At 60.8% G+C, this 16735-nt stretch carries 17 protein-coding genes; 13 read left to right on the forward strand and 4 right to left on the reverse strand.

The window, feature by feature from the left end; all coding sequences use genetic code 11:
- From JQ604_RS08145 to JQ604_RS08190, 10 genes are all read left to right on the forward strand, one after another.
- The gene (locus tag JQ604_RS08145; RefSeq protein WP_128932623.1) at positions 1–324 is read left to right on the forward strand and encodes a TrbC/VirB2 family protein; all 324 of its coding nucleotides are present in this window, start codon (positions 1–3) and stop codon (positions 322–324) included.
- Entirely contained in the window at positions 324–587 is a 264-nt protein-coding gene (locus JQ604_RS08150; protein ID WP_212355162.1) for a VirB3 family type IV secretion system protein, read from the forward strand. The genes JQ604_RS08145 and JQ604_RS08150 overlap by 1 nt, the downstream gene beginning before the upstream one ends.
- A 10-nt stretch (positions 588–597) precedes the next feature.
- Positions 598–3039, forward strand: a complete 2442-nt coding sequence (gene trbE / locus JQ604_RS08155; protein ID WP_212355165.1) for a conjugal transfer protein TrbE — start codon at positions 598–600, stop codon at positions 3037–3039.
- Positions 3036–3764, forward strand: a complete 729-nt coding sequence (gene trbJ, locus JQ604_RS08160; protein WP_212355167.1) for a P-type conjugative transfer protein TrbJ — start codon at positions 3036–3038, stop codon at positions 3762–3764. The genes trbE and trbJ overlap by 4 nt, the downstream gene beginning before the upstream one ends.
- Entirely contained in the window at positions 3764–4132 is a 369-nt protein-coding gene (gene trbK-alt / locus JQ604_RS08165; protein WP_212355169.1) for a putative entry exclusion protein TrbK-alt, read from the forward strand. Before trbJ ends, trbK-alt begins: the two co-directional genes overlap by 1 nt.
- Positions 4129–5355 (forward strand): P-type conjugative transfer protein TrbL, encoded by a 1227-nt coding sequence (trbL, locus tag JQ604_RS08170; protein WP_212355171.1) that lies wholly within the window; start codon positions 4129–4131, stop codon positions 5353–5355. Before trbK-alt ends, trbL begins: the two co-directional genes overlap by 4 nt.
- Positions 5356–5445: 90 nt before the next feature.
- Positions 5446–6129, forward strand: a complete 684-nt coding sequence (trbF, locus tag JQ604_RS08175; RefSeq protein WP_212355173.1) for a conjugal transfer protein TrbF — start codon at positions 5446–5448, stop codon at positions 6127–6129.
- Positions 6126–7160: a P-type conjugative transfer protein TrbG gene (gene trbG / locus JQ604_RS08180; protein WP_212355174.1), complete on the forward strand. Its 1035-nt coding sequence runs from the start codon at positions 6126–6128 to the stop codon at positions 7158–7160. Before trbF ends, trbG begins: the two co-directional genes overlap by 4 nt.
- Positions 7157–8368: a TrbI/VirB10 family protein gene (locus tag JQ604_RS08185; protein WP_212355176.1), complete on the forward strand. Its 1212-nt coding sequence runs from the start codon at positions 7157–7159 to the stop codon at positions 8366–8368. The genes trbG and JQ604_RS08185 overlap by 4 nt, the downstream gene beginning before the upstream one ends.
- Positions 8369–8370: 2 nt before the next feature.
- Positions 8371–8616 (forward strand): DUF2274 domain-containing protein, encoded by a 246-nt coding sequence (locus tag JQ604_RS08190; protein ID WP_212355178.1) that lies wholly within the window; start codon positions 8371–8373, stop codon positions 8614–8616.
- On the opposite strand, the gene JQ604_RS08195 is transcribed toward JQ604_RS08190, so the two are convergent.
- The 4 genes from JQ604_RS08195 to JQ604_RS08210 form a co-directional block, all read right to left on the reverse strand.
- Entirely contained in the window at positions 8583–9542 is a 960-nt protein-coding gene (locus JQ604_RS08195) for a LysR family transcriptional regulator (RefSeq protein WP_212355180.1), read from the reverse strand. The genes JQ604_RS08190 and JQ604_RS08195 overlap by 34 nt on opposite strands.
- A 176-nt stretch (positions 9543–9718) precedes the next feature.
- Positions 9719–11425: a CocE/NonD family hydrolase gene (locus JQ604_RS08200; RefSeq protein WP_212355182.1), complete on the reverse strand. Its 1707-nt coding sequence runs from the start codon at positions 11423–11425 to the stop codon at positions 9719–9721.
- Between the two features lie 44 nt (positions 11426–11469).
- A complete protein-coding gene (locus tag JQ604_RS08205) occupies positions 11470–12297 on the reverse strand; it encodes a creatininase family protein (RefSeq protein ID WP_212355183.1) in 828 nt (275 codons plus the stop codon).
- Between the two features lie 146 nt (positions 12298–12443).
- Positions 12444–13346: a LysR family transcriptional regulator gene (locus tag JQ604_RS08210; RefSeq protein WP_212355185.1), complete on the reverse strand. Its 903-nt coding sequence runs from the start codon at positions 13344–13346 to the stop codon at positions 12444–12446.
- A 141-nt stretch (positions 13347–13487) separates the two neighbouring features.
- Between JQ604_RS08210 and JQ604_RS08215 the strand changes: the two genes are divergently transcribed.
- From JQ604_RS08215 to JQ604_RS08225, 3 genes are read left to right on the forward strand one after another with little or no spacing between them, the layout of a single operon-like run.
- Entirely contained in the window at positions 13488–13907 is a 420-nt protein-coding gene (locus tag JQ604_RS08215) for a cupin domain-containing protein (RefSeq protein ID WP_212355187.1), read from the forward strand.
- 3 nt (positions 13908–13910) lie between these two features.
- Positions 13911–14738, forward strand: a complete 828-nt coding sequence (locus JQ604_RS08220) for a cysteine hydrolase family protein (RefSeq protein ID WP_212355189.1) — start codon at positions 13911–13913, stop codon at positions 14736–14738.
- A complete protein-coding gene (locus tag JQ604_RS08225) occupies positions 14735–16090 on the forward strand; it encodes an FAD-binding oxidoreductase (protein ID WP_212355274.1) in 1356 nt (451 codons plus the stop codon). Before JQ604_RS08220 ends, JQ604_RS08225 begins: the two co-directional genes overlap by 4 nt.
- The last annotated feature ends 645 nt before the right edge of the window (positions 16091–16735 follow it).

The following is a 16735-nucleotide window of genomic DNA, read 5'->3' on the forward strand; positions in this document are numbered from 1 at the left end:
ATGCGTCAGCAATTTAGCTTTCTTCGAGGTGCGCCGTTGGCCGTGTTCGGTGCGGTGGTTTTGGGGGCGGCGCCAGCATGGGCTGCCGGATCGAACATGCCGTGGGAGCAGCCACTCAATCAGATCCTGCAGTCGGTGGAAGGGCCGGTCGCCAAGATCATCGCCGTCATCATCATCGTTGTGACCGGACTCACGCTCGCCTTCGGGGACTCCTCCGGCGGTTTCCGCAGACTGATCCAGATCGTGTTCGGTCTGTCGATCGCGTTTGCGGCCTCAAGCTTCTTCCTGTCGTTCTTCTCTTTCGGCGGCGGCGTGGTGATCTGATGGATGAACCTATCACGGGCTTTGTTGTGCCTGTTCATCGCGCACTCACCGAGCCCATCCTGATGGGTGGCGCACCGCGATCGGTTGCGATCGTCAACGGCACGCTTGCTGCAGCCCTTGGGCTCGGACTTCGGCTCTGGATCGCGGGTCTCGTCCTCTGGTTCATCGGCCACATGGCCGCCGTCTGGGCCGCCAAGCGCGATCCCGCGTTCGTCGACGTGGTGCGCCGGCATCTGCGCATTCCCGGTCATCTCAACACCTGAGCTCTCGGTCATGATGAACCTTGCCGAATATCGCCATTCCAGCGCACGCCTCGCCGATTTCCTGCCCTGGGCAGCCCTGGTCGACGAGGGAATCATCCTGAACAAGGACGGCTCGTTCCAGCGGACGGCAAAGTTCCGGGGACCCGACCTCGACAGCGCCGTGCCGGCTGAACTTGTCGGCGTCGCCGGCCGTCTGAACAATGCGCTACGTCGCCTCGGATCCGGGTGGGCCGTATTTGTTGAGGCGCAGCGCCATTTCGCTGGGGCCTATCCTCCGAGTACATTTCCGGATGTCGCGTCCGCGCTGGTCGATGCCGAACGCAGAGCTCAATTTGAGGAGGCGGGCGCCCATTATGAGTCCAGCTATTTCCTGACTTTCCTCTATCTGCCGCCGGAGGAGGGCGCCGCCAGGGCAGAACGGTTGCTCTATGAGGGCCGTGATCGTACCGTCGGTGCAGATGGTCGGGAGGTGCTCCGCGGGTTTGTCGATCAAACCAATCGCGTGCTGCAGCTTGTTGAAGGGTTCATGCCCGAATGTGCCTGGCTCGATGATCAGGACACGCTGACCTACCTGCACTCGACGATCTCGACCAAACGTCATCGCGTTCGCGTGCCCGAAATTCCCATGTACATCGATGCGCTGTTGGCCGACCAGCCGCTGACCGGCGGGCTTGAGCCGATGCTGGGGTCAGCCAACGTCCGGGTTCTGACGATTGTCGGCTTTCCCGGCGCGACGACGCCGGGAATTCTGGACGACCTTAATCGCCTCGCCTTCTCGTATCGCTGGTCGACCCGGGCGATCATGCTCGACAAGACCGATGCCACCAAGCTGCTGACCAGGATGCGCCGGCAGTGGTTCGCCAAGAGAAAATCCATTGGCGCCATTCTCAAGGAGGTCATGACCAACGAGGCGTCGACGCTGCTCGATACCGACGCCCACAACAAGGCGCTTGATGCCGACGCGGCATTGCAGGAACTGGGATCCGACCAGATCGGACAAGCCTTTGTCACGGCGACCATCACCGTCTGGGATCGCGATCCCAATGCCGCCGATGAAAAGCTGCGCCTGGTCGAGAAGGTCATTCAGGGCCGCGATTTCACCTGCATGATCGAGACGGTGAACGCTGTCGAAGCCTGGCTCGGGGGCCTGCCGGGGCATGTCTATGCGAATGTGCGGCAGCCGCCGGTTTCGACCCTCAACCTCGCCCACATGATTCCGATGTCGGCCGTGTGGGCGGGCGAGGCGAGGGATCTGCACTTCAAGGGTCCGCCCCTATTGTTCGGCAAGACGGAAGGATCAACGCCGTTCCGATTCTCGCTCCACGTCGGCGACGTCGGCCATACCCTCGTGGTGGGACCGACGGGTGCGGGCAAGTCGGTATTGCTCGCTCTGATGGCGCTCCAGTTCAGGCGTTATCCGCACTCCCAGGTCTTTGCGTTCGACTTCGGCGGTTCGATCCGGGCGGCCGCACTCGCCATGGGCGGTGACTGGCATGATCTCGGCGGAGCATTGTCTGACGGGGACGATAACCCCGTCGCTCTACAACCGTTGGCCTGGATCGACGATCCTGTCGAGCGAGGGTGGGCGACGGAATGGATCGGCGCGATCCTGGCACGGGAAAAGGTCGAGATCACCCCGGAGGTTAAAAATCATCTGTGGTCGGCGCTGACATCTCTCGCCTCGGCACCGAGAGAGGAGCGCACCCTGACGGGCCTGTCAGTCCTGCTCCAATCGAACCCTCTGAAACGCGCCTTGCAACCATATTGCCTCGGTGGTCCGTCCGGGCGCCTGCTCGATGCAGAATTCGAACGTCTCGGCGAGGCATCGGTCCAGGCGTTTGAGACCGAGGGCTTGATCGGAACCGGTGCTGCGCCGGCCGTCCTGGCGTACCTCTTCCATCGGATTGGCGATCGTCTCGATGGCCGGCCGACACTCCTGATTGTGGACGAGGGTTGGCTCGCCCTCGATGACGAGGATTTTGCGGGGCAACTCCGGGAATGGCTGAAGACGCTTCGGAAGAAGAACGCGTCCGTCATCTTCGCGACCCAGTCGTTGTCGGATATCGACGGCTCCGCGATCGCGCCGGCGATCATCGAAAGCTGCCCAACGCGCTTGTTGCTACCGAACGAACGGGCGATCGAACCGCAGATCACTGCCGTCTACCGCCGCTTCGGCCTCAATGACCGCCAAATCGAACTTCTGAGCCGGGCCACGCCAAAGCGAGACTACTATTGCCAGTCGCGTCGGGGCAATCGGATGTTCGAACTTGGCCTTGGTGAGGTTGCGCTCGCATTTGCCGCGGGCTCTTCCAAGACAGACCAGGCCGCCATCACGCAACTCATCGCCGAACATGGACCCGACGGCTTCGTGCCTGCCTGGCTCCAGCATCGTGGCCTCGCTTGGGCGACGGATCTGATCCCCAATCTCGTCAATCTGGAGAAATCGCTATGAGACGTCTTGGCTTATTGACGACCACAGCCGCCTTCGCGCTGTTGCTTGGCGTCACGGTGCCCGCACGGGCGCTGATCGTCTTCGATCCCACCAACTACGTCCAGAACGTCCTGACTGCCGCGCGGGAGCTCCAGCAGATCAACAATCAGATCACCTCGTTGCAGAACGAGGCACAGATGCTAATCAATCAGGCCAGAAATCTAGCAAACCTGCCGTATTCGTCGCTGCAGCAACTGCAATCATCGATTCAGCGGACCCAGCAATTGCTGGCCCAGGCCCAGCGGATCGCCTACGACGTCCAACAGATCGATCGCGCGTTCTCAACGAGCTACGCGCCTGCGACCAAAAGCCAATCAAACCAATTGCTGATCTCGAACGCTCAGGCGCGGTGGCAGAATTCGTATACCGCAACGCAAGACGCGCTTCGTGTCCAGGCCGGCATCGTGGGCAATCTCGATACCAACCGCGTCCAGACGTCCGCGCTCGTTAGCTCAAGCCAAGGCGCTAGCGGTGCATTGCAGGCAACACAGGCCGGCAATCAGATTCTGGCATTGAACGCGCAGCAGCTCGCCGACCTTACGGCGGTCGTGACGGCGCAGGGCAGGGCGCAAAGCCTTGAAGCCGCGCAACGCGCGGCGGCCCAGGACCAGGGCCGCGAACAGCTCCGGCGGTTTCTTACGCCAGGGCAGGGCTATCAATCATCCAACGTGCAGATGTTTCACTGATGACCGACGTAAGAGCATTCAAGGCGTTGTCGCTGCTTACGACCATTGGCGTGCTGGTCGTCACTGCCTGCACGATCCAGCTTCGCGGCGGAGACGGCCCTCCGCCGACGAAAGCGGAGCAGAACACAGCGGCAACCAGCTCAGACCTCGCGCGCTGCCGCAGTGTCACTGCGGAGGAAGAGGTGGGTTATGAGCGTTGCAAGCAAGTTTGGGCCGAAAACCGCCGTCGCTTCTTTGGCAAGAAATACGGTGCCGCAGCTTCTGGCCACGACGATTCCGCCGCCGGCGTAACGCCAGTTCCAAAGGACCAAAGCCGGATCCCGCAAGGATATCCACTGCCGGCGACACCTGAGGCGAGCAAGCCATGACTGGTACGGGGATCATTGACCAGTTCCTTGAAACGTTCACGCGTTATATCGACAACGGATTCGGATTGCTGGGGAGCGAGGTCGGATACCTCGCAACGACCCTTGCTGCGATCGACATTACGCTCGCAGCGTTGTTCTGGGGTTGGGGAACGGACGAGGAAGTCATCGCGCGCCTCGTCAAGAAAACGCTCTTCGTAGGGGTCTTTGCCTACCTGATCAGCAATTGGAACAGCCTGGCGCGCATCGTCTTCGAAAGCTTTGCAGGTCTTGGACTGAAAGCATCCGGCGCAAGCCTGTCTGCATCGGATTTCCTGCGGCCGGGAAAGATCGCGCAGGTCGGGCTCGACGCCGGACGACCGCTGCTCGACTCGATCTCCAACTTAATGGGTTACATCAGCTTTTTCGAGAATTTCGTCCAGATTGTCGTTCTCTTGTTCGCGTGGGTCGTTGTACTGCTCGCCTTCTTCATTCTGGCCATCCAGCTCTTCGTTACCCTGATTGAGTTCAAGCTCACGACACTCGCTGGTTTCGTGCTCATTCCATTTGGCTTGTTTGGTAAGACCGCCTTCGCCGCGGAGCGCGTTCTGGGCAACGTCATATCCTCCGGAATTAAGGTTCTGGTCCTGGCCGTTATCGTCGGCATCGGCTCCACCCTGTTCTCGCAGTTCACGGCTGGCTTTGGCGGCAACCAGCCAACGATCGAAGACGCGATGACGCTGGTGCTCGCAGCGCTTTCCTTGCTGGGCCTCGGCATCTTCGGTCCGGGTATCGCAAACGGGCTAGTGTCGGGCGGACCTCAACTCGGCGCAGGCGCCGCGATTGGAACAGGCCTTGCTGCGGGCGGCATTGTTGCGGCGGGCGCGGGACTTGCCGCTGGCGGTGCCGGTCTCGCTGGCGGCGCGGTTGCAGGCGCCGCGCGCGGTGGCGGCGCTGTCATAAGCGGAGCAACAGCCGCCTATCGAAGCGGCGGCCTTGCCGGCGTCGCGGAGGCGGGCGCTTCGGCTGCGACGAGTCCATTGCGTCGAGCAGCGGCTGCCTTCGGACGTAGCCCAGCGGGCGATCAGGGTGCGAGCGCCGCGGCTGAAGGGCAGCCTGATTGGGCTCGCCGCATGAAGCATGCTCAGACCATTCGGCATGGAGTCTCGGCCGCCGGCCACGCTGTCCGCTCGGGCGATCATGGTGGCAGCGGTTCCTCCGTCGATTTGTCCGAAGGAGAACGCTGAGGCGCACCACTGCATCTCCGCCGCACAGCGCGCCTCAAATCCACCTATCGCAAGACTTGAAACCGATCACTCGACCAGGGGCAACAATCGATGTTCAGACGACCATCCGTTCACTATGGGCGCATGCCCGAGCCGGTTACGCCGTATCAGAAAGCAGCGCAGGTTTGGGACGAACGCATTGGATCTGCCCGCGTGCAGGCCAAGAACTGGCGCTTGATGGCGTTCGGCTGCTTAATGTTATCAGCCGGTCTCGCAGGTAGCCTTGTTTGGCAATCGAGCCAAGGCTCGATCACACCCTGGGTGGTCGAGGTCGACCATCTCGGCCAGGCCCAAAGGATTGCACCGGCCAACATCGACTATCAACCTACTGACGCTCAGATCGCCTACCATCTGGCGCGCTTCATCCAGGATGTCAGAGGCCTGCCGGCCGACGGCATCGTTCTGCGCCAGAATTGGCTCCGGGCCTATGATTTTACGACGGATCGTGGCGCGGCTGCGCTCAATGAATATGCACGCAACAATGACCCCTTTGCCAGGCTGGGCAAGGCTCAAATCTCAGTGGACGTATCGAGCGTCATTCGCGCATCTTCCGAGAGCTTTCGGGTCGCCTGGACTCAGCGCATCTACGACAACGGCTCGTTGAGCTCGACGGAGCGCTGGACTGCAATTCTCTCGATCGTGATCGAGACACCACGCGACGCCGAGCGCCTGCGCAAGAATCCCCTTGGCGTCTACGTCCACGCTATCAGCTGGTCAAAGGAGTTGGGTCAGTGATCAAGACGCCGTCTGACGTTCATCCGAAACGTGCCTTCCAGCAAAGCAGGTTCAATTCGGCTTCGCCCGCGTTCGTGAGCTCGAAGCGGGCGATCCTATCCGCTCTTTTGCTTTGTTCGTCCGCGCTCGGTGGGTGCGCGACCTACATTCCGCCGGAGATTAGCTATGACGCTGAAGTTCCTCCGCTGCCGGCGACGCCCGTTGCTCTCGACGATAGATCGCGACCGCTTCACGTTCCACCTCTCTGGAAGCCCTCTCTCGGCGGCAAATCGGGCGGAAAAGAAGACGTTGAGCCGGTGAGCCGGGTTGAAACGGCAAACAGTGCGGCCCGGGTCGAACCACGCAAGCGGGGATATTTCAACGCAGCCCAAATCTACGCCTACAGTCCTGGAGCGCTCTACCAGATTTACGCCGCACCAGGGCAAATCACTGATATCGCGCTCGAGGAGGGAGAACAGTTGACGGGATCAGGACCGATCGCGGCCGGAGATACCGTACGCTGGGTCGTGGGCGATACCGAGAGCGGGAGCGGCGACACACGACGCGTCCATATCCTGGTCAAGCCGACCCGAGCTTCGATCGAGACCAACCTAGTGGTCAATACTGACCGGCGCACCTACCTGATCGAGCTGCGCTCCCGCGAGCGGCCATACATGCCGTCTGTTGCTTGGTACTATCCAGAAACTGTACGGGAACGATCGCGCTTGGTCGCTCTGAAGCCCGTTATTCCGGATCCGGCGCATCGTATCTCCCGCTACGCCATCGAGGGGGATAGTTCTCCCTGGCGGCCGCTTACCGCATATGACGATGGGCGCAAGGTCTACATCGAATTCCCGCAAGGAATTGTTCAGGGAGAGATGCCTCCGCTCTTCATCATCGGCCCTGATGGTAAGACCGAACTCGTCAACTATCGCGCCTACGGCAACGTGTTGATCGTCGATCGGCTATTTGCAGCCGCCGAACTCCGGCTTGGCGGCGAGCACCAGCAGAAGGTCAGGATTGTCAGGACCGACGGGAGGCCGTCGTCATGAACAGCGGGAATGGAAATGATCACGAGCAAGCGGCTCCGCCGGAGACATCGGGCGATCAGTCCGAAAGCTTCCGCTTGAGAGCAGAGCATCCGCGCGTGACCCGGCTGTCGCGGAAGGTCTTGGCCGGCGGGAGCGCGGTTGCCCTGCTTGTCATCGGCGGAGCGGTCCTGTGGTCGCTCCAGAGCAGTCGGCCGCGAAACCAGGCGGCCGATGAGCTTTACAGCACAGACCATCACAATGTCGCCGATGGCATTACGGCGCTGCCAAAGGATTATGCGGGCGTTACGCGTCAGGCAGTTCCGCAGCTAGGTCCGCCGCTCCCGGGGGACCTCGGTCGACCAATCCTTGCTGCTCAAGGCCAGTTGCCGACGAGCGGCGCTGATCCGGATAAGCAGCGCCAGGACCAAGAGACTGAAGCAGCCCGCATCAGCCATCTGTTCGCTTCCACCAACGGACGAGAAATGCGTCCGCCTGCCGCTACGGCTGTTGGAAGCGAGCGCACCGCGCCGCCGCGCGCGACGAGCGACGGCGACGATGGATCTGCGCAAAGCGCACAGGACCGCAAGCTTGCCTTCGTGAACGCTTCTGTAGACCGTCGCACTGCAAGCCCTGACCGCATCTCGCGGCCCGCTTCACCATACATTGTGCAGGCTGGGACGGTCATTCCGGGAGCGCTGATCACCGGCATTCGATCGGATCTGCCAGGTCAAATCACCGCGCAGGTAACCGAAAACGTTTTTGACACGCCGACCGGCCGCTTTCTGCTTGTGCCTCAGGGAGCGCGCCTGATCGGGATTTACGATAGCCAGGTTACGTTCGGCCAGTCCCGGGTCCTTCTGGTCTGGACGCGGCTGATGATGCCGAATGGACGTTCCATCGTTCTCGAACGGCAGCCTGGCGCTGACACCGCTGGCTATGCAGGACTCGAAGATCAAGTCGATAATCACTGGGGCGAGCTGTTCAAGGCTGCGGCACTATCGACATTTCTAGCGGTTGGGACAGAACTGGGTGCCGGCTCGGACACTAACAGCAACAACAGCTCGATTATCCAGGCACTGCGACACGGCGCCTCGGACTCACTGAACCAGACCGGACAGCAGGTAGTTAGGCGCAGCCTCAACATCCAGCCCACGCTGACCGTGCGACCTGGTTTCCCGGTTCGCGTTGTCGTCAATCGCGACCTCGTACTTGCGCCTTATGGAGGATAGGGATGCCCAAGCTGAGACTAGGAGCGCTGCCAGATGATAAGCCGGTCAAGGTCCACACTGAGCTTCCAGCGCCAATCCATCGGGATCTCGTCGCCTATGCGGAAGCCCTTGCGCGCGAAAGTGGGCAGCGCATCGATCCGGCAAAGTTGATTGCGCCCATGCTGGCGCGCTTCATGGCCACTGACCGCGGATTTGCAAAGGCGAGACGGGCCAGTCACACCCCGAGAGCCGGCGGAGGCGACGGATAGCGTTCTTTCAACAGATTCAGGAAACGCTTTAGAGCCGGATTCTCATTGTCTTCGCGCCAATGCGCATAGAAGTCCACTCGGCTTGGTCCCGTTCCGTCCTGCAATTCTCGGTACACAAGGCCGGCGAAGCTTGCACCAATATCCGATTCCATAGCCAGACTGAGTCCGATTCCCATACTTGTCAGACTCTTGATGATGCCACGGCTTACGTCATGGCGTTCTATCTTGGGCCGATCGTCGGGTAACATGAGCTTCGAAATTAGGAGATCCTCGAGCTCTCTTCCTGGATCGTATTCACTTAGCAGGATCTTTTCGTTACGCAAATCGGTCCAATAGATGATCTCGCGTGCTGCCAGGCAGTGATCCTGCGGCAACGAAATGAGGATGCGTTCACTCCATAGCAACAGTGACCTTATGTCCCTTAAATGTAGACGTCCAGGGCCAACGACAACGTCAACGGTTCCACTACGGAGGGCATTCATCAGACGGAAGCGTGAGCGTTCCGACGTTGTCAGTTCGAGCTCTGGGAGCAGCTTCTTGAACTCACCTATCGTCGCTCGCAAATTGCCGGTGGACATAGATGTGAAGAAGCCGACGACAAGATGCCCAGTCTCGCCACGACCGCCGGACTTTCCTGTAGCAACGAGCATGTCGACTTGCTCCAGGATTAGCCGTGCAATACGTAAAACTGTGCGGCCGGTCAACGTAGGCTTGATTCCTCCGCTTGAGCGCTCAAACAGTGAAGTTCCCACGAGGTGCTCAAGCTGACCGACGGCACGGCTGAACGCGTTGTGCTTGATTGAAAGCGCTTCTGCCGCCCGCCGAAAGCTTCCGTAGTCACAAGCGGCAACCGCGAGCCGAAGCTGCTGCAGATCAATAGCTCTCGCTGCGCTTCGCTGATTGTTCCTGATCTCAGTTTCGGTCATTTTCATAGCCTGGTAGCAAGCCGTAAGGCGAAGCGTCCCCACGAGCCGGAGCGGCGCGCGTTGCTTATTGGAGGGATTGATCTGGACGGCCGCGAAGATAACTCGCGTCCCAAGGACCGGTGTCGATAGACCTCGGGCTTCACGAAGGCTAGCCAGAGCATCGCGACCGAGAGTCCTTATGAGACGCGCAATTGGAGTCCAGTCGAAGCGAGTAGCCGGCCGTCCCCAACAGGCAGGCGCAGAAGTGATGGCCGTTCTGGACCGTGCCACAGTGCAATTGTGGTCACAACGGCGTGCGATTTCGGGGTGCTCACGGGATCTTCGCCGGTTCCTGGATTGACCGGATAGGCCGGATAATCCGCGCCCGCGATGGACAGGCGCAGCCGTTCGCCTTTGCCGAGCGTTGCGCAGGTCGTAGCCAGTTTCAGCCTGTATCGGCCGGCAGTCGCGACGCGATAATGCGCATATCCGCTCGAGATCTGATGCACCCTTTCGTCGGAGGTGACGAGTGAAAGGATGCAGCAGAGATCGAAGCTCGGACGGTCACAACTCAGCTCAAGCTCGACTTCGGGCTCGCCGACTACCTCGACGGCATCTTCGAGAGTATCGGTCGTGAAGGTCAGAACGTCGCCGCGCTCGTCCGTAACGCGGCGGTCGACGGGGCCGGTCGGAACGCCGTAGTAGCCTCCGACGGTCGGGGCGGGCCGCCATGGGTCATGCACGATATGCTCGGCATGATCCGCCGTACCCTGCCGAGAACCGAGAGTGCCGTCTCGCGGGTCCATCGATGCCCGGCCCGTACCATCAAGAAACAACGAGTGCGTGCTGGTTGGCAGATCCTCACAGGCCCGCCATTTCTTCAAGCCCATATCGAACAACTCGATTCGCGGGTGGTCGGCCCGGTTCGGCGAGCCCTTGAGGACGCAGTCGAAGAACCGAATGTGATCGATGTCGACGTTCCGTTGCGCCTCGGCGCCGAAGTCGACCGAGCCGACCTTGCGTGTCCAGGGGAAGTGAATCCAGGGGCCGACAATGAGTCTGGTGTCCTCGCTGCTCCTTGCGAGAGACCGGAAGGATTCGACCGTCGCCGGCAGGAACGGATCGAACCAACCGCCGACAAACAACATCGGCAAACGTCGTGCTCGGATGGCGTCCACATGCGCGACGGGTGAGATGCTGGCCCAATAAGGTGAATCGGCCGGCGTTTCCAGCCAATCCATGACGTGCGAATAGTGCCGATGTTTCCGAAGCAGCTCTGGCATCGACGCGATCGGCCCCCCGAGCGGCAAGTTGCTTGCTGCCGCCTGTAGGGCGCTGAATGCCTCGTCGTCGCCAGCGCGTCGTGCGGTTTCGGCGGCAATTTGAATGCCCCAGCTGATCATGTGCTTCATCTGAAAGGCACCGTTCTCGTAAGCCCACTGCGCGGGATTCCAAGGACCCATCGCCGGTGCCAACGCCTTCAGCGATGGGCAGTTGCCCGCGGCCGTCAGCAACTGGTTGTAGGCCTGATAGGAAAAGCCGTACATCGCGACGTCGCCGTTCGCGCCATCGAGACGCGCGGCCCATTCGACCGCCTCCGCGCCGTCCTCGATTTCGCTTTCACCGGGCCGGAACGTCCCCTCCGAAGTGCCTCGTCCCCTGACGTCCTGCACCACCACTATATAGCCGTGCGACGCGTACCAGGCGGGGTGTGCGTAGCAGATGCTGCATGCGATGCGCCTGCTGTAGGCCTGGCGCTGCAGCAGAACGGGAAACGGCCGCCTTGCCGCCGGGCGATAGACGTCCGCGTCGAGTCGGGTGCCGTCCTTCAACGTCATCGTCTCAATTGTGGACGGGAGGACGGGTAACCGGAACGGCTCTGCTGTCATCTGCTCGAACTTCATCGAAGTGGATTCCTGGATGTGGATGGCCTGAAAGTCGTGGGCCGCTACAGGGCAGCCCACGCGAAATCGGCGGTCGCCCTGATGCGAGAGAGCGGATACGCGTCGATTTCGGAGATCAGCTTGATCAGCCGGTCGGCCGCACGGTCGATCGCCTGCTGGCCGCGCCTGTCGTCAGCAAGGGCGGCATTGCCGCAGGCACCCTTGGGATTGATGTCCTGCATCTGCCAGCCGAATCCAACCGCATGGCTCTCCGGCATCAGGATTTCACATTCTTTCTCTAGGGTATGAGAAAGCGACCGGAAATCCTCGGCAAGAGTCATGTCGACCAGGCCGCGATGCAGATAAAGCATCGCGCTGGTTTCGATTTCACCCGCGTGGATTCCGTGCCTACGCTCGGTCGGGCTGAAAAGGTCCGACAGATCCGTGAAGCGCGACCATTGCGACGAGACCGCCAGCATGCCAAGCGTGATGCGAAGTTCGCGGCAGACGATCTCCATGACCTGCGGTTGACCGCCATGGGAGTTGACGAAGAGGACCTTGCGAACTCCGGTCCTGTGAACGCTCTCGCAGACCTCGTACCAGACACGCCCGAGCGTTTCCGCCGACAGGGTCAACGTGCCGGGGAATGCGGAGTGCTCGTTTGATTTCCCGATCGACATCGTCGGCAGGATCAGTGCCGGAAACTCGTCGGTCATTCGCGCAGCCGCATGCTGCATGATGCCGTCAACGATGGCCGTGTCGACTCGGACAGGCAGATGCGGCCCGTGCTGCTCGACGGCGCCCACCGGAAGCACAGCGACGATCTTCTCCATGTCGAGGTGACGAAAATCCTCGGCAGAAAAGTCCCACCACCAGTGCGATTTTAGCTTCATTTCAGTCGCCTTCTGCTTGGACGCGGAGATGGTTGTGCTCTCACTCACCAATGTCAGATATCGGTCGCGACATGAAAAGTGCTAAATTTCGTCTGTTCTGTTGCCCATTCGGCAACACGCCATCACAGCTTCCATCGGGCGATCCCTCAACCGGCAACGTCCCTGATCATGGCTTTCAGCATCTCTGCCAAAACGCTCGCGATGGCGCTGGTCCCGCGGATATGGCCGATCAACATCAGCGATTGAGTATCGTGGGAGAGCTCGCGAATGGTCACATAAGTCAGCCGGCCGGCGCGCCGCTCCGATTCGACGTCGAACGGCGTCAGGAAGGTAATGCCATCGTTCAGGCTGACGGCATGCCGCATGATCTCTATCGAGTTGGTCTCGATCGCTGGGTGCAGGTCGATCGCTACGCGGACGAAGGCTGCATCGAGATAGGGACGGATCGCGCTGGTGATATCGGCGATGATCAGCGGGTAATCGGTGCAATCGCTGAGGCGTACACTGGCCTGCTTTGCAAGGGGATGATTGGGTGACATGACCGCCCCGAGCCGTCCAATACCACGCGCCAAGACCTTGAGATTGCTGTCCTTGCCGAAGTCGAAACCGATGCCGAGGTCGGCTTCGCCATTGGCAACAGCGAGCTGAATCTCGGCTCCGGTATTGAATAGCGTCAGGTTGAGCTTGACCCTCGGATTGGCAATTCGAAACTCCTGGACCGTGTTCGGGACAAGGTTCGAGGCGAGGCCACTCATCATCGCGACCGTGATCTCGCCGCGCCGCAGACCCTTCAACTCCTCGATCTTGACCTGCGCTCGGGTCAACTCCTTGAGCGTTTGGCGGACATGGCCGATCAGGACCTCGCCCGCCGCGGTGAGGATCAACTTCTTCGGGAGACGCTGGAATATCGGCGTTCCCAGCTGGGTTTCGAGCGCAACGATCTGCCGGCTGATGGCGGACGCCGCGACGTTCAGACGGTCCGCGGCCTTGCGGATCGAGCCTGTGCGGGCAACCTCATCGATATAGTTCAGCAGCCGGCTGTGAAGCATCCTTACCACCTACGAAATTTGCAACAAAATGGCGGCTCGTTGCCGAAAAGGCAACGGGTCTGTCGAATTAAAGCGCTTTGAGGCGATGTCGTAGCATGCGAAATCGGTGATGACAGGCACGATGCCCAAGGGATTCATTATATGTCGTTCAGCATTGCCGAGCTCTCGCGTGCGAAAGCTTTCCGAATTTCGCCGAAGGACACCAATTATTTCGCGGTCCTGTTTGACCCGGTTACGGACCAGATCGGAAACATCTTCGTCATCGAGATCTTCAGGCCCGGCGGCGCAACGCCGCCTAACGAGCATGCCGCCGCGCACGAGTTCTTTCATGTGCTGCACGGCGTCGGTGTGGCGCGCTGCGATGGCAAGACCCTGCCGATCACGAAAGGGGACTCGCTTCTGCTGCACCCGGGCTCGGAGCACGTCATCGAGAACACTGGGGCAGGCAAGCTCTATACGCTCACCGTGATGACGCCGAACGAGGGCTTTTCCGAGTTGATCCGCAGCGGCGAGCCGGTCGAGCTCGACGCCGAAGACATCAGCGTTCTGCAAGGGCTCTGAGCGATGGACGCGGTATCGCCCGATCCTGCTCTCGACGACGAAGGCTTGCTGCCGCTCGGATCGAGCGGCTCGAACAGCTGGTTGGTGTCAGAAGGGCGGGCCGATCTGGTCCGCCAACCGGTGCTGCCGCAGCCCGTGATCGTCCAGGCGCAGCGCAAGCTGGTCAAGTTCGACCTCGCGCGCACTGCGATCGTGATCGTCGACATGCAGAACGATTTCTGTCACCCCAAAGGGTGGCTCGCCCATATCGGCGTCGACGTCGCGCCGGCGCGGCGCCCGATTGCACCGCTGCGCCGCTTGCTGCCCGTGCTGCGCCGAGCTTCCGTTCCGGTCATCTGGCTTAACTGGGGCAATCGGCCCGACCGGCTCAATCTCAGTCCGTCCCTGCTGCACGTGTACAATCCGAGCGGCGCCGGCATTGGTCTGGGGGACGCACTGCCAGGCTCGGGCGCGAAGGTGCTGGAGCGGGGCAGCTGGTCGGCCGCAATTGTCGATGAGCTTCCGGTCGAACCTGCCGACATCCATGTCGCGAAGTACCGGATGTCCGGATTTCAGGACACCGAGCTCGACAGCATTTTGCGCAATCTCGGTCTGACCACGCTGATATTCGCGGGGGTGAATGCCGATCAATGCGTGCTCTGCACGCTCCAGGATGCGAATTTCCGCGGCTATGATTGCCTGTTGCTGGAGGACTGCGCCGCCACGACATCGCCCGACTATTGCATGGCCGCAACCATCTACAACGTCAACCAGTGTTTTGGCTTCGTTGTCGGCTCAGAGGCTGTCGCTGCCGAACTCGCGCGCGGCGCTGCGAAGGGAGACCGAGCGTGACCGATCTTGCACGCGACGCTCTAGACCGGCTTGTGGCTGATCTCGGCGACATTCCTGTCGTCACCGAGCAGAAGGTCGTGCGGCGGAGGTCGCGCGATTTCTTCTGGTACAGCCCCATCCTGAATGAGCAGCTTGACGGCAAGTCGGCCGATCTGATCGTGTTGCCGCGCAATGAGGACGACGTCGTTAGGATAGCAGCTGCTTGCGCCCGCCGCCGGGTGCCGCTCACCGTGCGGGGAGGCGGCACCGGTAATTACGGGCAGGCTGTGCCGCTCGAGGGCGGTGTGCTCCTCGATATCTCGGGCCTCGACGGCATCGAATGGATCAAGCACGGTATCGTCCGAGTCGGTGCGGGCGCGAAAATGAATGTGATCGATGCGGCCGCGCAGCCGGAAGGATGGGAGCTGCGGTTGCATCCATCGACCAAGCGCATGGCGACGATCGGCGGTTTCGTCGCCGGCGGATCGGGAGGGATCGGCTCCGTCACCTATGGAGGGCTGAGGGAGCCGGGCAACATTCTGGCGGCGCGGATCGTGACCCTCGAAGAGGAGCCGCGCGTGATCAAATTGCGCGGAGATGCGGCGCAAAAGGTCAACCGCGCCTACGGCACCACCGGTATCATCACTGCGCTGGAAATGCCGCTTGCGCCGGCATGGAAATGGATCGACGTCGTGGTCGCCTTCGACGACTTCATCGAGGCCGCCGCGTTCGGATATGAGGCCGCGCTGGCCGACGGGATTGTAAAGAAAGTTCTCTCGCCGGTCGCCTGGCCGTTGCCCTCCTATTTCGGAGCGTTGAAGCCGTACTGCCCAGAAGGCAAAAGCGTGCTCATGGCCATGATCGCCGAACCGTCGATGGAAAGCTTCAGGTCGCTTCTCGGCGGCCGCGGCACGATCACGCTCGAGATGCCGACCGACGAGAGTCCGAGCCGCGTCCCACTCTACGAATATTGCTGGAACCACACCACGCTGCAGGTTCTCAAGAGCGATCGTTCCGTGACCTATCTGCAATGCCTCTACCCGCATGATCGTGTCCTGGAAAAAGTTGCTGAGATCCGCGAACTGTTTCCGGATGAGGTTATGCAGCACCTCGAGTTCATTCGCTTCGGCGGTCGCGTCACATGCAGCAGCCTGCCGGTAATACGCTACACCGATGCGGATCGCCTGAACGAGATCATCAGGTTGCACGAGGAGCGCGGCGTCTTCATTGCCAATCCGCACGTCTTCACCATCGAGGACGGCAGCCGCTACAAGCGCGCCGATGCGGATCAGCTCGGCTTCAAGCATGAGGTCGATCCGCATGGCCTGCTCAATCCGGGTAAGATGCGGAGCTTCGTCAGCGCGAGGCCATGAGCCCGCTCGTCAACGCGCCGGAAGCTTCTTCTTAGTCTGTTAGTTTGGGGCCTCTCGAGGAAGCAGGTCGTTCTGTCTTTGGTAGAACAGCAGTGTCGATAGGACCGCCGCCAAGTAGCCAGCTGGCCCTGCGTTTAATCCCTTGCGCCAAGACCAGTCTCTCTCCCGTTATGTTCGAACGAATCGCAGCGCTCCGACCAAGCTCTGATTTACGCACAGTCCAGATCAATCATTGCTGCGGCCAACCCGGCTGACAGCGCGAAGCAGGACATATCGTCAACGGAGCAAAAGCATGCGCGGTTGCGCCTGCTGCACCGATAAGTTCTGACCGGTGCTACTTCTCGGCTGCTTGGTCGCCCGCACGCAGAGGGTCTTCAGGTTACCTCCGCTCTGCACGTAGCTTCAGCAACGGATTGCTCCTGAAACCGGCATCGGCCGAGTTGGAAAACGCGAAATCGCATTCAGATTAGCGGTGTTAACCCGGACTTCCGCCGCGACCGGCTCGCAGGCTCGTCCACGTGCGCGAGCGCAGACACATCTGCATATGAAAGCGGCATTGCCCGAAAGGCAACGGATCGCACGAATCAAAATGCTTTGAGGCGACAGCCTTCCTGTGCATCTTCATGCCTGCAACGTCCCCGGAAG

The sequence above is a fragment of the Bradyrhizobium jicamae genome (assembly GCF_018130695.1).
Classification (GTDB): domain Bacteria; phylum Pseudomonadota; class Alphaproteobacteria; order Rhizobiales; family Xanthobacteraceae; genus Bradyrhizobium; species Bradyrhizobium jicamae_B.

What these genes read in the sequence shown, in the direction of transcription:
- JQ604_RS08145 (WP_128932623.1), top strand. Translation starts at nt 1, where the DNA reads ATGCGTCAGCAATTTAGCTTTCTTCGAGGTGCGCCGTTGGCCGTGTTC.
- JQ604_RS08150 (WP_212355162.1), top strand. Translation starts at nt 324, where the DNA reads ATGGATGAACCTATCACGGGCTTTGTTGTGCCTGTTCATCGCGCACTC.
- trbE (WP_212355165.1), top strand. Translation starts at nt 598, where the DNA reads ATGATGAACCTTGCCGAATATCGCCATTCCAGCGCACGCCTCGCCGAT.
- trbJ (WP_212355167.1), top strand. Translation starts at nt 3,036, where the DNA reads ATGAGACGTCTTGGCTTATTGACGACCACAGCCGCCTTCGCGCTGTTG.
- trbK-alt (WP_212355169.1), top strand. Translation starts at nt 3,764, where the DNA reads ATGACCGACGTAAGAGCATTCAAGGCGTTGTCGCTGCTTACGACCATT.
- trbL (WP_212355171.1), top strand. Translation starts at nt 4,129, where the DNA reads ATGACTGGTACGGGGATCATTGACCAGTTCCTTGAAACGTTCACGCGT.
- trbF (WP_212355173.1), top strand. Translation starts at nt 5,446, where the DNA reads ATGTTCAGACGACCATCCGTTCACTATGGGCGCATGCCCGAGCCGGTT.
- JQ604_RS08185 (WP_212355176.1), top strand. Translation starts at nt 7,157, where the DNA reads ATGAACAGCGGGAATGGAAATGATCACGAGCAAGCGGCTCCGCCGGAG.
- JQ604_RS08190 (WP_212355178.1), top strand. Translation starts at nt 8,371, where the DNA reads ATGCCCAAGCTGAGACTAGGAGCGCTGCCAGATGATAAGCCGGTCAAG.
- JQ604_RS08195 (WP_212355180.1), bottom strand. Translation starts at nt 9,542, where the DNA reads ATGACCGAAACTGAGATCAGGAACAATCAGCGAAGCGCAGCGAGAGCT.
- JQ604_RS08200 (WP_212355182.1), bottom strand. Translation starts at nt 11,425, where the DNA reads ATGAAGTTCGAGCAGATGACAGCAGAGCCGTTCCGGTTACCCGTCCTC.
- JQ604_RS08205 (WP_212355183.1), bottom strand. Translation starts at nt 12,297, where the DNA reads ATGAAGCTAAAATCGCACTGGTGGTGGGACTTTTCTGCCGAGGATTTT.
- JQ604_RS08210 (WP_212355185.1), bottom strand. Translation starts at nt 13,346, where the DNA reads ATGCTTCACAGCCGGCTGCTGAACTATATCGATGAGGTTGCCCGCACA.
- JQ604_RS08215 (WP_212355187.1), top strand. Translation starts at nt 13,488, where the DNA reads ATGTCGTTCAGCATTGCCGAGCTCTCGCGTGCGAAAGCTTTCCGAATT.
- JQ604_RS08220 (WP_212355189.1), top strand. Translation starts at nt 13,911, where the DNA reads ATGGACGCGGTATCGCCCGATCCTGCTCTCGACGACGAAGGCTTGCTG.